Origin of the sequence: Prevotella brunnea (assembly GCF_008016795.1) — a bacterium.
GTDB lineage: Bacteria > Bacteroidota > Bacteroidia > Bacteroidales > Bacteroidaceae > Prevotella > Prevotella brunnea.
Window position 1 is genome coordinate 1 of sequence record NZ_SDIK01000087.1, and the last position, 15,470, is coordinate 15,470.

The 15,470-nt window shown below is 37.5% G+C and carries 11 protein-coding genes and 2 pseudogenes; 10 read left to right on the plus strand and 3 right to left on the minus strand.

The features are described 5' to 3' along the window. Positions 1 to 5 precede the first annotated feature (5 nt). The 5 genes from ETF27_RS10155 (at position 6) to ETF27_RS10175 (ending at position 7,463) form a co-directional block, all read left to right on the plus strand. Positions 6 to 206: a helix-turn-helix domain-containing protein gene (locus ETF27_RS10155; RefSeq protein WP_147785794.1), complete on the plus strand. Its 201-nt coding sequence runs from the start codon at positions 6 to 8 to the stop codon at positions 204 to 206. After that, on the plus strand, positions 199 to 1,158 hold the full coding sequence (locus tag ETF27_RS10160) for a Fic family protein (protein ID WP_193557217.1): 960 nt from the start codon (positions 199 to 201) through the stop codon (positions 1,156 to 1,158). The genes ETF27_RS10155 and ETF27_RS10160 overlap by 8 nt, the downstream gene beginning before the upstream one ends. Before the next feature lie 13 nt (positions 1,159 to 1,171). Further along, positions 1,172 to 4,846 (plus strand): type IIG restriction enzyme/methyltransferase, encoded by a 3,675-nt coding sequence (locus ETF27_RS10165; protein ID WP_147785787.1) that lies wholly within the window; start codon positions 1,172 to 1,174, stop codon positions 4,844 to 4,846. Positions 4,847 to 4,854: 8 nt separating this feature from the next. Further along, positions 4,855 to 5,676, plus strand: coding sequence for a DUF2971 domain-containing protein (locus tag ETF27_RS10170; protein ID WP_147785788.1), 822 nt, complete (start codon positions 4,855 to 4,857; stop codon positions 5,674 to 5,676). 155 nt (positions 5,677 to 5,831) lie between these two features. Beyond that, positions 5,832 to 7,463, plus strand: a complete 1,632-nt coding sequence (locus ETF27_RS10175) for a DUF2971 domain-containing protein (RefSeq protein ID WP_147785789.1) — start codon at positions 5,832 to 5,834, stop codon at positions 7,461 to 7,463. A gap of 101 nt (positions 7,464 to 7,564) precedes the next feature. Here ETF27_RS10175 and ETF27_RS11565 read toward each other — a convergent pair. After that, positions 7,565 to 7,669 (minus strand): annotated as a pseudogene (locus ETF27_RS11565) (IS982 family transposase); the annotation flags it as partial. A gap of 92 nt (positions 7,670 to 7,761) precedes the next feature. On the opposite strand from ETF27_RS11565, the gene ETF27_RS10185 reads away from it, so the two are divergent. The 5 genes from ETF27_RS10185 (at position 7,762) to ETF27_RS10205 (ending at position 13,704) form a co-directional block, all read left to right on the plus strand. After that, positions 7,762 to 7,941 carry a hypothetical protein gene (locus ETF27_RS10185; RefSeq protein WP_147785790.1) on the plus strand — a complete coding sequence of 60 codons (180 nt, stop codon included), beginning with the start codon at positions 7,762 to 7,764 and terminating at the stop codon, positions 7,939 to 7,941. A 65-nt stretch (positions 7,942 to 8,006) separates the two neighbouring features. Then, positions 8,007 to 8,324, plus strand: coding sequence for a helix-turn-helix domain-containing protein (locus ETF27_RS10190; protein WP_009434262.1), 318 nt, complete (start codon positions 8,007 to 8,009; stop codon positions 8,322 to 8,324). Positions 8,325 to 8,327: 3 nt separating this feature from the next. Beyond that, the gene (locus tag ETF27_RS10195) at positions 8,328 to 9,602 is read left to right on the plus strand and encodes a type II toxin-antitoxin system HipA family toxin (RefSeq protein ID WP_147785791.1); all 1,275 of its coding nucleotides are present in this window, start codon (positions 8,328 to 8,330) and stop codon (positions 9,600 to 9,602) included. Positions 9,603 to 9,763: 161 nt separating this feature from the next. Next, complete coding sequence (locus tag ETF27_RS11775; RefSeq protein ID WP_158635993.1) at positions 9,764 to 11,167, plus strand: GLPGLI family protein; 1,404 nt, start codon at positions 9,764 to 9,766, stop codon at positions 11,165 to 11,167. Then, a complete protein-coding gene (locus ETF27_RS10205; protein WP_147785792.1) occupies positions 11,164 to 13,704 on the plus strand; it encodes a carboxypeptidase-like regulatory domain-containing protein in 2,541 nt (846 codons plus the stop codon). The genes ETF27_RS11775 and ETF27_RS10205 overlap by 4 nt, the downstream gene beginning before the upstream one ends. Positions 13,705 to 13,954: 250 nt before the next feature. Here ETF27_RS10205 and ETF27_RS10210 read toward each other — a convergent pair whose 3' ends face one another. Both ETF27_RS10210 and ETF27_RS11830 read right to left on the minus strand, forming a co-directional pair. Further along, on the minus strand, positions 13,955 to 15,196 hold the full coding sequence (locus ETF27_RS10210) for a site-specific integrase (RefSeq protein WP_181951306.1): 1,242 nt from the start codon (positions 15,194 to 15,196) through the stop codon (positions 13,955 to 13,957). A 121-nt stretch (positions 15,197 to 15,317) separates the two neighbouring features. Continuing rightward, a pseudogene (locus ETF27_RS11830) lies at positions 15,318 to 15,470 on the minus strand (IS256 family transposase); the annotation flags it as partial.

Genomic DNA, 15,470 nt, shown 5'->3' on the forward strand with positions numbered 1-15,470 from the left:
CTTTTATAGGACAGTACCGAATAAAAGAGGTGCTTATCGAGAAGGGGATTAAGCAAACATGGCTTGCAGAGAAACTCGGCAAGAGTTTCACTATTGTCAACTCCTATGTTTGCAACCGTCGACAGCCAAGCCTCGAATTGCTATTTCAAATAGCAGAGATCTTACAAGTCAATCCAAAAGAATTGATTAACACCCCAGATGAGTAACTTTATTATGGCAGAGCATAAAACATCTATCCGCTTTTTCAACGACCGTGAAGTTAGGGCGGTGTGGGACGACACACACAATAAGTGGTGGTTCTCTGTGCTGGACATCATTGCTGCGATTAACGAGCAAGATAATTACCAAAAGACGAGGAACTATTGGAAATATCTCAAAACTAAGTTGAAGAAGGAGAATAACGAACTGGTTAGTGCCACTAACCAGTTGAAGCTGCAAGCTCCTGACGGAAAGCAACGATTGACAGATACGTTAGATAGTGAGGGAGTAATCTTGTTGGCAAAGGCAATACCCAATGTCAAGGCAATGGGATTTCTTGATTGGTTTACTTACAGCGACAATACCATCGATGGACAGAGTAAGAAGAAAGCCTACCAACTCTTTGAAAGTGGCATCTTGCAAACGGCAGAACCTGGCAGTATCAAGTGTCTGCAACAGATACACGCTTATCTCTTTGGAGGACTGTACGACTTTGCAGGACAAATCCGTACCAAAAATATTTCAAAAGATGGTTTTACCTTTGCTAATTGTATGCACTTCCCTGAAACCCTGCACACAATAGAGCGAATGCCCGAAACAACCTTCGACGAGATAATGGATAAGTATGTAGAGATGAAAATTCGTGCAAACGAGTACCATGTGAACGAGTTCACTAATGGTAGAGTGCAGCCGAATTTATGCAACGTTGCTCATCCTTTTATGGAGGGTAATGGTCGTAGCACTCGCATTTGGATCGACCTCATGCTAAAACGTTCTCTCAAACGGTGTGTGGATTGGAGTCAGATAGATAAAAACGAATATTTGTCTGCCATGCGTGAGAGTATTTCTGATAGCACGTACATCAAAGCCTTGGTACTGCCTGCACTCACCACCAAGATTGATGACAGAGAAATGTTCATGAAAGGTATTGACTATTCATATTATTATGAGCAAGAATAAGAAATAATAAGTTATGGCACAACTAACGATAAAACAATCGATAAATAAAATTTATTATCAACAACCTGTAGTTAAGGAAGATATATTGAAGTTTAAAACAGCATTATCTGAATTCTATCACAAAATATTAGATAAACAGATAGAAGGGAACCAAGAAACTCACTTACGTGATTTTCTTAAATCCACATTCTATAAAGATTATGAAATTAACAAGCCTGAAGACAATAATATTGATTGGGCAATTCATCTAGGGAACAGAGAATCCTCCAATATCGGAGTTATTATCGAAGCAAAGCGAACTGCAAATCAATCTGAGATGATATCAACAACTGATTTAAACAGAAAAGCTCTACATGAACTTATTTTATATTTTCTTATCGAAAGAGTTGAAAAGAAAAATGATGATATAAGAAATCTCATCGCAACAAATATGTGGGAGTTCTTTATCTTCGATGGTCAATTGTTTGAACAATTATTTTATAAGAACAAATCTTTTCTAAAAGAATTCAAAAAGTTCAGAGATGGGGTAAAGACAGATAAATCGACCTCTCATTTTTATAATGAAATAGCTTACCCATATGTAGCAACTATTTTAGAGAAGATTAATTATACATATTTTAATTTAGATTCATTTGCCAAATCCTTTGATGATGAAAAAAAATTAAAAGAAATAATTCCATTGTACAAAGTATTCAGCAATATTCATATCCTGAAACTGCCTCATACAAATGATAGCAACACCTTAAATAAATCGTTCTATACAGAACTCCTACATATCATTGGCATTGAAGAAGTAACAGTATCAAGTAAGCGTTTTATTAAACGCAAAAGAAACAATCGTTATGCTGCTTCATTATTAGAAAATGTTATTAACAAGTTAAAAACAGACGATAGTCTCAGTGTCTATAACGAAAAAGAATTGAAAGCTTTTGGTTTAGACACGGAGGAACAGGAGTTTAATGTTGCATTACAGCTTTGTATCACATGGATAAATCGTATTCTATTCTTAAAATTATTAGAGTCTCAACTCATAAATTATAACAATGGAGATAAGAATTATCGATTTCTAACCATAGACAAAATAACAGACTTTGACGAGCTACATCGATTATTCTTTCAAGTTTTAGCTGTTGATTACGAGAAGCGAACTACGGATGTCAATAATGATTATCCCAATGTGCCATACCTCAATAGCTCATTATTTGAGATAAGTGCATTGGAACAAAAAACCATCAAAATAAGTGGTCTTTCACAAAAAGAGAAACTTCCAATTTTATCGAATAGCATTCTTAAAAAACAGGAGAAATATAGAAATGTTTCTGCACTTTCAACTATCGAGTATTTGTTTCTGTTCCTAGACTCCTACAATTTTGGAAATGATAAAGCCGATGAAATAACTGAGGACAATAAGACTTTAATCAGCGCATCAGTGTTGGGACTCATCTTTGAGAAAATCAATGGTCATAAAGACGGAGCTGTATTTACACCTGGCTACATCACGATGTATATGTGTCAGCAGTCTATAAGAAATTCCATCGTTCAGAAGTTTAACGATATTTTTGAATGGAATTGCAGTTCTATCAAGGATATATATAACAAAGATTTAGATATTGTAAAAGCAAATGGGATAATTGACAGCATCAAGGTTTGTGATCCTGCTGTAGGATCAGGACATTTCCTCGTTTCCGCCCTCAATGAAATTATCTTAATAAAATTCGAGTTGGGAATATTGGTAGATGCTAATGGTAAAAGAATAAAGAAACAGGATTACACTTTTACCATTGAAAATGACGAGTTGTTAGTGAGTGATGCTGAAAACGAGAATCTTTTTGAGTATCATCCAAAGCAAGTTGAGAGCCAGAGAATTCAAGAAACTTTATTCAATGAGAAGAAAAAGATAATCGAGAACTGTCTCTATGGCGTAGACATCAATCCAAACTCCGTGAATATCTGTAGACTTCGTCTGTGGATAGAACTATTAAAGAATTCTTATTACACTGCTTCAAGCGATTATAAACATTTGGAGACATTGCCTAATATTGATATCAATATCAAATGCGGTAATTCTCTATTAATGAAACATACGTTAGCTGATAATATTAATCAAGTTTTAGCTAACACGACTCTGACTGTCAAGAAATACAAAGATGATGTAAAGGCATACAAAGCGACATCAGATAAAGCCAACAAAAAGGAAATTGAACATGATATTCAAATTATAAAATCGCAAATAACTTCTGGACTCAGCAGCAAAAGTCCTGTTTATAAAGAATGGGCAAAAGCCAACTTAGAATTACTAACTTTAGAAAATGATGCGTTTGAAAGCACGGAAACAAGTTTCTTGAGCAAAGTTGAGGCAAAGAGAAAGAATGTAAAAATGCTCAAAGAGAAAGTAGATGACTTAAAAGAAAATCCGCTCTTCAGAGATGCTTTTGAATGGCGTTATGAATTTCCTGAAGTCTTAGATGTAACTGGTAGATTTGAAGGCTTCGACTGCATTATTGGTAATCCTCCTTACGGCGTTTCATTCAAGAATGACCTTCGCACAAAAATAGTGGGACTGTGGGGACATCTACCTGACTACGAAATATACTATTATTTTATTGAATTAGCACGACAAATTCTAAAACCCCATGGTACTCTTGGATACATCGTCCCGAATACTTGGCTCTTTAATATGAATGCGAGTGTGTTTAGGAGCACTGTACTCAATCATTGGAAAATAATAGAGATCTTAGATTGCTCACAGTTCAACATCTTTGAGTCCGTAACCGTACGCAATACTGTTTTCAATATGCAATTGTCTGACACTGGCAGTGATGTGATTGGGTTTAGAAATACAAGCAACGCAGACAAATTCTCAGAACTTATTAATGAAGAACTTGAAATCATAGCCAAGGACAAACTTTTAGATTTAAATCAAAATTGGGGATTGGCTTTTTCTCGCTCAGAAGAGATTATAGAACTGGTACACAGGATTTCATCGAACCAACTAACAATTGGAGAGGCTTTCAATTTATCACAAGGATATATCCCTTATAGGAGATCAGATTTAATTAAAGTTTATGGAATAGAAAAGGGTAATGCTATTATTGAAAATAGACTTTGGCACTCAAATAAAAAAATTGATGATTCGTATATTCAAGAAATATATGGCAGAGATATTACAAAATTTAATTTCTATGCAAGCGGAAACTATGTGAAATATGGTAAGCACGTTGCTTGTTATGTTGATGAATTATTTTTTAGTTCTGAACGGTTGTTGGTTCGTGAAATAACAAATCCCCAAATCATAGCCTGTATTGTCAATAAGAAATATATAAATGATCCCCAACTGATAAACATCATTTATAAAGAGGAAAAAACTTTGTCGCTCAAGGTTTTGTGGGCTATTCTGAATTCGAGCTTAGCCACATTCTACCATTTCAACCACTCTCCCAAAGCTACAAAAGGAGCTTTTCCTAAAATCCTTATTGCAGACTTAAAGAATTTTCCGCTGCCAGAGATTTCTGAAAAAGCTAAGACTGACTTAGAAGAAATGGTAGACGAGATAGCAGTTGAGAAGAAAGCAAACAATCAAAAACGTGTTGAGGAACTTGACGAAAAGATTGACAACTTTGTGCTTAAACTATATCATATTACAGACAATAATGAAATAGAGATGATAAAATCATCTATCAAAATTTAAAACCAAATATGAAAATCTACCATTATACAACAATAGAAACATTAGCCTTAATTCTAAAGAATAAGACTATACGATTTAGCCGATTAGATACTCTTAATGACTTGGAGGAAGGACATATTACTTCATGTGGCATAGATGTTGGCAAACTTGCTTATGTATCGTGTTGGACTGAAAATCCAAAAGAGGCAATTCCACTATGGAGAATATACGGGAAAAATAGTATGGGGATTAGAATAGCTTTAGAGAAAGATATGTTCAAGGATTATGAGTGGACGGTAGAACATTGCCAAGAGAACAATTCTTTAAATATACCAATTCATGGTAATGGTTCAGTGGGGAAATTTAAGATCCCCTTTAGTGATTGTTTGAACGATGGGTGCGTGATGATTCCTCCCACAACCACAAAGAGCTTCTATTTTCCGATGCAATATGTAGAGGATATTAAGCCTTATATTGAAGCGTCTGCTTCCATCGCTCAAAAACACATTCAAAGCATCAATCATTCAAATATTGGGCAATATAAACATGAACGGTGGACATTTGAAGAAGAATCAAGATTTATTATTTATAAACATCCTATTGATATATATGAATATTTAAAAGACTCTACAATGGAAACCCTTTCAAGTGGATACATAAACAATAGGTTTGATGACTTAACATCTTATGATATGCATTTGAAAGATGATATATTCAATAGTTTAGAAGTTAGATTATCTCCATCTGCTGATGAATGCCATAAGATAATAGTAGATAGCCTTTTAAAGGAATATGCTCCGAAGGCAATTTGCGAAGAAAGCGAACTTAAGACTAAAGTTAAATTTAAATAGAGATAACCCCTAAGATGTTTTCTAATCAGTACTACTCCAATTGAGGAAACTTATTTGTATCATATAATTGTAAGTTGTTGATATTCAATATAGAATACTTTTGCGAAGTAATATTCGTTATTCGTTAGATAGTGTAACAAGGAAATAGGTTATTTATGGCAAAAGACAATTTATTACTTTTATTGGAGAATCCTTTTTATGGTGTGTATTTTTCTGAGACGGATTTTTCTCTTCAAATAGAAAGCATTCATGGTCTCAAACATGACTATATAAATATTCTGCAAGATTATCTTTTGCAACACACTTCGCCTTTTAGTGTAAAAGAATTGCGCGACATAGGGCTTGCAGATATTGTTGGCAAAATAAAGATTTTGGAAAGCAATATGTTTCAAAATGGTGAATGGGCGTATTTGGATGATAGTGCTACTATAGATATTGCAGACTTGCAACAAAGGCTATTGGATTTTTTATTTGACTCCTTTGTAAAACGTCATTCTTCTAAATACATTTACAGCACGAGGATTGAACGTTATGCAGAATCTTATAGGCAAAATCATTGTGCTCAACTTAAAGCCTTTTATAAAATAAAACAGATATTTATAAAAGAAGCTGAAAACAATCCTTATATAAGTATTGAGGTGCAAAATACATCACACAAATTACGATGCGAGATAAATTTTGACGGGAGAATTTGGATACAACTATCTGGTAATATGAGTAATAGTTTTACTTTGTATAAAGTTTCTTCGCAATACGACCAGCCTCCGTATTTCATCAATATCAATCAGGGCGAAAAACCTTTTTCAATTTTTTGCCGTTTTGACAATGAAAAAAGCAAACAGAATATAATGTTTCAAGATGTTAAAGACATCATATTTGAACAACCTGATAATATGGAAAAACATAAAACAGCCATACGAAACGCTTTCTTGTCTGTTTTTGAAGAGCAAATACAATTGGAGGAAATAATATATGATCCTGTAAGAAAGTGCTACTGCCTTTCAAAGGAAAAAGAACAAAAAATGTTTAATGAATTTATTCCACAAGAATCAAAATGCAAACAATTTGCAAAATACACTTCTTTCTCAACTTTATTGGCTACGCTTCAAAGTGGAAGGATACGCATGAATTCAATTGTAGGTATGAATGATAAAACTGAAATGTTTTTCCTTTCAGATACAATTAAAAACTTTCAAGAGAGTATTGCAGAAGAAGGAGATAATCTGTTTTTGGCTAATCGAAATTTTATCACATCCTTCTCAGAGCGTATAGACGAACTTGATATGTGGCGTTTCTATGGCGACAATGCACATGGAGCTTGTATGGTTTTTGAGTCAAAAGAAAATTCAGAGACTGGGATTAAAGAAGTTTTATATATAAATAAAGAGACAAATGACAGTGTAAAACGTATGAATGAGATACTCTCTAAATTAAAAGACGATAAAATAAATTTTCGTTTTCCCATACTTGATAAGCATAAGCCTTTCTATAAATCAGAGGATTTTAAGAATGAGGCAGAACATCGCCTGTTGATGGTCTCAGATAAACAAACAAATTGGGTTATAGCACAACCTTATAACATACTTTCACCATATGTTGAAAGAGATTTGGGGATAGATGGTCAAGATGGAAATACAGATTTTCCTCTTGTCCTAAAAAAGATTATCCTTGGACCTGAAATGTTAAATAAGGAAATAAACAAAATACAGTTAGAGCAATTCATTAAGAGCCGTTATTCTAATGACCGCATTGAGATTTGCGAGAGTAGAATATCAACGTATAGATGATTCCGAGGAAGTATTGATACCATGAAAGTGTCATTGTGCTTATTCGGGAGGAAGCATCGTGCCGTATGAAATAATTACGCGAGTTCGGGATAAGAAAATCTTTAGAAAAGTTCCAATTGCCTTGATTTCTCTACGTGTACCGGCAGTGCTTCCGGCTTATTGTCAAAGAAACAATAGGCTGTAAGAGCAGAACATAAGTTCATGATGACTAGGTAACTATTACTTTAAGACATGGGAAGATAGTCAATTCTTCTTTTACGCAAAATATTTTGACTCGGTAAAAAAGGTTGCAGAATATTTGCTACTAGGAATTGAGATTTATAGCAAATACATTATATCAAAGGATTTTGAATGGAACTTTACCATAGATGACAAAGACTTTCAGCCACTATTCAATGAATTGAACAAATATATCAAGGAGCAACTTTCAGATGGCATAGACAAGTGGAGAAAACGAGGGCATGAAGAAATATTATAAGAAAAACAAATAAAGTATTATAAACTAAACATTTTATTGTATCTTTGCACCATAGAAGATACATTATGACAAAATTCACCAAAGCCAACTGGATGACCAGAGCACTACAAGAGAAGTTGAATGTAGTAGGAGAGCAATTCCGCCTTGCCCGATTACGAAGAGATCTGACAATGGATCAGGTTGCACAACGTGCGCAATGTACAAGGCTTACTCTCTCACGTTTAGAAAAGGGTGAGCCTACAGTATCTCTTGGTGTGGTAATGAGAGTACTCAATGCCCTGCAGCTTGAAGAGGATATACTCCATTTGGCTAAAGACGATAAGTTGGGGCACATGGTACAGGACTTAGGTATTAAGAATAAGAAACGAGCTTCAAAAAGATAACACATGGAAAAATTAGATGTGATAGCCAATTTCGATTGGATGGATAAGGAAGAGAAGGTAGGCACTCTTGGGCATGAATACCTAAGAGGCTCTGACGTATTTTCTTTTGAGTTTGATAAAAACTGGCTCAAAACCTTTCCTAAAATTTACTTTGGGCAAGACCTCCGCCCATATCCCGGGGTACAATATAGCCGAGATAACCACATCTTCGGTTGTTTTTCTGATGCTCTCCCTGACAGATGGGGGAGGCGACTAATAGACTTGCGTACTTCACTTGAGACAGAAGGGAAAGCAAGCCATACCTTATCTGATTGGGACTATCTCAAAGGCGTGGAAGATGAGCTGCGTATGGGTGGTTTTCGCTTTCAGGATCCAGATAGCGGAGCATTTATCAGCTCTACGCCTGGTTACAGCGTTCCGCCTGCCATACACATTGACGAACTTTTACAAGCTGCTAAAGAGATTGAGAAAAGTGAGTATAAGCATTTGGAACCAGAAAAGAAGTGGGTACAGAGGCTTTTCCAACCTGGTTCCTCAATGGGTGGAGCACGCCCAAAGGCTTGTGTGCAGAGTGGCGGTCATCTTTATCTTGCCAAATTCCCTTCCATCAATGACGACATCAACGTATCACGCTGGGAACATTTCGCCCATCTGATGGCTAAGGAATGTGGTATCAACGTCGCCGAAACACAGGTAATTAGGACAGGAGCTGATCAGGATATACTCCTCTCTAAAAGATTTGATAGATCCGAAGACAACAAGAGAATCCACATGGCTTCTTCTCTCACCGTCCTTGGCTTTACTGATGGCGAAGGACAAAGAACTGGAAAAGGCTATTTGGATATTGTGGATTTTATCATTTCAGGAGGTGGCAACCATATAGAAGATAATTTAGAAGAACTATACAAGCGAGTTGCCTTCAATATCTGCATTGGTAATACCGACGATCACTTTAGAAATCATTCGTTCCTACTTGGAAAGGAGGGGTGGGAATTGTCTCCTGCATACGACATGAATCCTACGAACAGTATATTTCAAGCATTGCTTATCGATAACAACACAAACGATAGTTCACTCAACACTCTTTACAATGCCCATGAGCTTTATATGCTGGATGATACAACCGCAAGAGGCATTATAATGGATGTAACAAGAAACATGAAATATTGGGAGAATATGGCAGAGAATGTAGGTCTTCCCCGACGAGAAATCACACACTTTACGAATCGCTTTGAACAAGGTATGGAATTTCAATATGGGTCAGGGCTTTGTCGGTAAGGTTAAACGAGGGAGATATTTCATACATTTTCCCTTTAGCTTATACAGTCGTCCCTTGAAAAGTAAATAATCTATTGATTATCAATAAAATAACCTTTATATTATTTGTATATATCTACAAGTTTTTGTATCTTTGCATAGTAAAATCTTGCAAATCAACAATGTATAAATCTCCATCCAACACCCATCAGGTATCAATGTTTTGGGACTTGGCATCCATGCTCAATCCCACCCATCCAATGTACAAACTTGCCAATCTGATAAATTGGGAAACCTTTGAGCGTTCCTTTGCCCCCTTGTACTGTAAGGACAACGGACGCATGGCCAAGCCTATCCGCCTGATGGTCGGTCTTATAGTGCTGAAGCATATTCGCAACGTCTCGGACGAGAGCGTCGTGGAACAGTTCTCGGAGAACGCCTACTACCAGTATTTTTGCGGAATGGAATCCTTCACCATCGCCAAACCTTGCGTACCGACGGAACTCGTGGAGTTCCGCCATCGCATTGGAGAGACGAACATCATGATACCCGGTGTTCCCAAGGCAAGCGACTCGCCACACACGAAAAAGAAAAAACAAATGTTCTTCCGCAAGAGAGCAGGAATAGAGCCTGTCATCGGGCACTGCAAGGCAGATCATCGATTGGGGAGGAACTTCTACAAGGGTCTCTTGGGTGATGCCATCAACGTGATGCTCGCTGCGGCTGCATTTAACTTCAAAAGAGCCATGCGACTTCTTTTGTGCCTTATTCGAAGATACAAAATAATACTCATATTTTTAGCTGCCGTCTTTAAACTAAGCTCTATTTGGGGGCAAACAGACACGGCTACGCTAAAAATTAGTTATAAAGCAGCATTTAAGTCGTGTGTAGAACGTCCGCAGCTGTTCGATGATATGATATTATTGGTTGGAAAGCACAGCAGCAGTTTCTATTCTGCCACTAACATAACACAACAGCAGACATTAGACAGTGTGGTACAAACCACGGGCGGAAATCTTTCTCAGGTTCTATCAGCAAGTTCCAAGATGAGAGCAAGTTCTAAATTAGGACAACACTATGTAGTATTGAAGAACTATCCCATAGCAAACAAACTTACTTATACCACAGAACTTGTGGGGAATACAGCCTTTAAGTATGAGGAGGCTATGCCAACGTTAGAATGGGAACTTTTAGATGGCGACAGCATCATTGCCGAATATAGTTGCAACAAGGCAAGAACGGCTTTTCGTGGCAGAGTATGGACAGTATGGTATACGCCCGACCTTACCATAAGTGAAGGACCTTGGAAACTATGTGGATTACCAGGACTGATACTGAAAGCAGTTTCTGACAATGCCGAATATACTTTTGAATGCACAGGCATACAAAAAGGATATGGAGAAAAGATTGCTATTGCTAAGAAAAACTTTATAAAAACAAATGCATCCGACTTACAGAAACTCGAAGTTCTTACTGCTACCGACCCACAGGAAGCTATCATCAGACTCAAAGGTGTGCGTGGCAGCGGTAACACAAAGAAAAGAAAGTTGACTCCTTTGTTGATAGAAGATTTGAGCAAGAAATGAAGCAAGCATTTCTCATATGGATAATTCTCTTGTTTGCCATCACGGCAAAAGGTCAAATACTTACAGGGCAGATTGTATCTACACAAAACACATCTATTGAGCGTGCTGCCGTGTTTTTGAAAAACGAGAAACAAACCATAGCTTATACTTTTTCAAGCCCTAATGGTAGCTTTTCCATTGATGCCAAAGGAAAAGAGTTTCGCATAATAGAGGTAAGAAAGATGGGCTACGAAACAATATCTTTGTTCATATCTGATTTCAAGAATGGGCAACATATTGTATTGCAAGAGAAAACAAACGAACTGAAAGAGGTGGTAGTGAAGTCGCAGAAGGTACGCCAAGAAGGCGATACGCTTAACTACCTTGTCAATTCTTTTAAAACTAAGCAAGACAGAACCATAGCCGATGTATTAAAAAAAATGCCAGGAATAGCCATTAACGAAGATGGATCCATAGAATATCAAGGCAAGAAAATCAATAAGTTCTATATTGAGGGAATGGATTTACTTGGTGGAAAATATACACAAGCATCAGAAAATATTGATGTGGACAAAGTAAAGAAAATACAAGTCTTCGAGCGTCATCAACCAATCAAAGCATTGAAAAACACAAGTTTCAGTGAGCAAGCTGCACTGAATATCGTTTTGGGAGATGGCGCAAAGAACGTATGGACACATACCATAGACCTTGCTGTTGGTATGGCAATGGACAGGAAGTCTGACTTCCTCTATAACAATAGGCTTTTTTCTATGTTCTTCTCGCGAAAAGTGCAAAGTATCAGCATGTATAAAAACAACAACACAGGTAAGAGTATTGGACAGGAAGTGTCGCCAATGGCTGCCTATTTAGACGACTCTGCTCCCACAGACGGCGGAATTCTCGCCAATATTTCATTGCCAGCACCCGATATAGAAACTGATAGAAGCCGATTTAACCAAACACACCTGCTTGCTACAAATTGGCTTTTCAAGACAAAAGGCAACAACGACTTGCGACTACAATTGGATGCAATGGCAGACAAGACTATACAAAGGCGAACAACTTCAACCATCTATACAATGGCAGGTGGCAAGGCAATCATGGAAGACGTGTCGGCACAAAGCCATCACAACGCACTCAATGCAGAGGTGCTGTACAAGCAAAATACGGATAAGCAATACCTTACCAATGATTTGCGAGGATATATAGACTTTGACCAAAGCGATGGTACATCGCTATTGAATGGTAGAGTTACTCGCCAATATGTAAAGCCACGTCAACGCTATCTCACCGACAAACTTTCCTTCATCCGAAACCTTAACGGTAAACATTCTATTTCAACGAATGCCTATCTCTCATTAAATTATGCACCAGATTTGCTGTTGCTATCAAATGAAACTACCGAACGATTGGAAAAACATAGCACGTTGGGCGGATTTAATACTTATTGGGGACATAAAGTGGGCAAAATTCATCTGAACTACGATTTTGGAACAGATGCAAAATTACAACGAATGAACATCGAATATGATAGCATAAGTGCGAAACGAAGATATAGGGAATGGAGGAGTTTCGTTCGTCCTACATTCAGTTACAAGTCGAACAATATTCATCTCACAGCCAGTACACCGCTTTACTGGACAGAGCGATATTACGAAAGTCAGCATAAAAGCACGCTTACCATAGAACCACATTTATATATATCTGCCATGCCTACACCATCGTTAACGCTTATGGGTATCTATAACTATGCGTGGCGACCTAATGAGTTTTCCTCAACGATAGACATTCCTTTGTTTACAGACTATATAACGATGCGACAAGGTTACGGGAAACTCGACTATACGCTGTCGCATTTTTTTAGAACCTCTGTAGAATATAAAGACGTGTTGAAAGGCTTCTTTGTCAATATAGGCTATAGCTTTACCAATATGCGAAACCAACGTATGTATTCGCAACGTGTTATAAACAACTCTTATCAGACGTTTGCAACAGATTTTACAGCAAATAGTACCACACATGGTATAGATGGACGAATGAGTGAAAGTTGGAACATTGCACATTTGACAACTATCCTTGGCTGTTCCTACAATTGGAGCAACTATAAGATGCTTATTGGAAATAGTTTTGTACCTTTCCAAACGCAATCTGCTAATATCTCTCTTTCCTTTTCGTTGCAACCTATTGAGTGGTTCTCCATAGAGGAGAAGAGTGTTTATCGTTATATAAGGCAACTATCAAAGGGTAATGCAGCATTCAATATTGAACCCTTGCGTTCTTTCAGTCATCAGTTGAAGTGCTTTCTTATGCCTGGTAATTTCCAAATAGAGTGGAACAATGAGTTGTACCATAGCAACGACCATTCAGTCTCGTTCACATACTTTGCCGACATATCCGTATATTATCGTCGTAAACGTTACGAAATAGGACTTGTCTGCAATAATCTTCTGGGCAAGAATAAATACATCCGACAGCAAATAACCGACACTCAACAAATATATACAGCTACACAATTAAGAAGTAGAGATGTTTTGTTGAAAATGATGCTATCACTGTAATAAACAGGGCATCCTGTTATTATTTATAAATAATTTAAAATCAGGTATAAGTGACAAAAAGAGACCTAAAACCTCTTATATCCCTTTATCTACAAGGCGAATGAGCCTTTAAACCCAAATCGGTCATTAGGATTTCTCTTTGCCGTACGACACAGAGAAATCCTAATGACCGATTTGGGTTTAAGCGGAAGTAGGATAGTTCTTTCTTATTCGTTGTCTTCATCTTCTTATTTGGTTTTAATGGTTGCATTTATTGCCAGCTATTCTCCCCGATACCCATAGCCGTATTGAACTTGCCTAGCTTGTCAGCAAACTGCTCCATGTCATGTTCAATCTTCTTATTGGTAATACGGGCATAGATTTGCGTTGTTCGGATATTGGTATAACCTAGCATTTTAGAGACACTCTCTATCGAAACTCCCTTGCTCAGTGACATTGTCGCAAAGGTATGTCGAGCTAGGTGGAAAGTCAAGTTCTTCTTGATACCACATATATCTGCAATCTCTTTGAGGTATGAATTGGTCTTCTGATTGCTAAGGATAGGGAAGAGCTTGCCATCACGATAAATTTGGTGGCTATATTTACTGATAATGCGCTTAGGGATGTCGAGGAGCAGCACATTGGTCTCCACGCTTGTCTTTTGTCGCTTAGTCATAACCCACTCTTTGCCACCAAGCATCACGATATTGTCGGGTGTAAGATTAGCTACATCAATGTAGGCTAAACCTGTAAAGCAGGAAAAGATGAAGATGTCTCGTACCAGCTCCAATCTCGGGATATTCAACTCCCTGTTGACAATCTGTAAGACCTCTTCATCAGTCAAGAACCCTCTATTCACTGACTCTAAGTGAAATCGGAAGTTGACAAAAGGGTCGTGATGTAGTACGCCTAACTTTTGCCCCAAAATGACGACAGTCTTGAAGGTCTTCATCGTTTTAGTGGCTGTATTAGGATTTTGCCCCACCACTGTGCGTAGGTATAGGTCAAAATCATGTATAATCATATAGGTTAGCTCCGTGAGCTTGAGGTCTCGGCGTCTGAGTTTATCTTTTAGAAACTCAGAAAAGCGTCTTTTGCAGACCTTATACTTTTGAAGAGTGGGCGCAGTGACTGAGATGCCAACTCGAGCTGCAACATCTTCATTGTGTTTGTCAAAGAGTTGCATAATGGTATCTATATCTTGTTTTTTGCCAAGATGTTCTGACTTGATACGCTCTAACGAAAGCTCATCTGTCATTTCTAACTTGCGAAAGATGGCTTGTAAACCACTTTGGATGTTATCCAGTTGCAAGTTCGTATTCAGAGCTTCGGTGTGACGCCCTTTTACTCGCTCTTTTTTGCGATCCCATTGGGACTGCACGATGGTGATGCCAGTGGAGCCTAGAGACATCCGCTCATTGTTGAGATAGATGTGTAGCATTACTGGCGTTTTTCCTTCCTTGTTCACATAGTTGCTGCGAAGGTAGAATGCTGTTCTGAAAATTGATTGCATACATTGTCTGTTTTTATTGTAGCCAAGCATAGAAAGTTTGCGACCGGAAAAGCTGGTACTGTCCTTAAAAGTGTGTAATTCATCTTTCCTTTCTCTGTACTTCCACTGTTATTTTATTCTTTTATTTCCAGTTTTTGAATTGATATATTCTCCTTTCATATGTCGTCTTTGTTTCCTCCATCGCCACGGCTGCCAGGAGGAAGATGACAGACTTCTCTGATGGCATGGATGTTCTCATTTGGATGGTTCTCCTGTACTTCTTGTTGAGCCTTTC